This is a genomic window from Bacillus cereus group sp. BfR-BA-01379 (assembly GCF_022663605.1).
GTDB classification, from domain to species: domain Bacteria; phylum Bacillota; class Bacilli; order Bacillales; family Bacillaceae_G; genus Bacillus_A; species Bacillus_A mobilis.
Genome location: NZ_JAKUFT010000304.1, coordinates 1 through 226 on the forward strand (window position 1 = coordinate 1; position 226 = coordinate 226).

Consider the following 226-nt stretch of genomic DNA (forward strand, 5'->3'; position numbering starts at 1 on the left):
GGGGCTTCAGTATAGAAATCTTTATACATCTGTTCAAATAATTGACGCCCACTAAAGATAAGTGCTTGCGTTTCTTCTTTTTTCTCCGCTACTTTCTCTTTTGCTTTCTCTTTCTCTTTTTCTTGCTCTGTCACAGGAGGTTTATGCTCTTTAGCTTCCTCCTTCTTTTTCTCTTCCTTTTTCGCACTCTGTTCTTGTTCAATTAATTGGAAATGGAATCCCATAT

At 37.2% G+C, this 226-nt stretch carries 1 protein-coding gene; it reads right to left on the reverse strand.

Going from position 1 to position 226, the window contains the following annotated elements; translation table 11 throughout:
- Window positions 1-226, reverse strand: a 226-nt coding sequence (locus MR113_RS27975; protein ID WP_396022508.1) for an O-antigen ligase family protein, incomplete at both ends; no start/stop codon positions are given.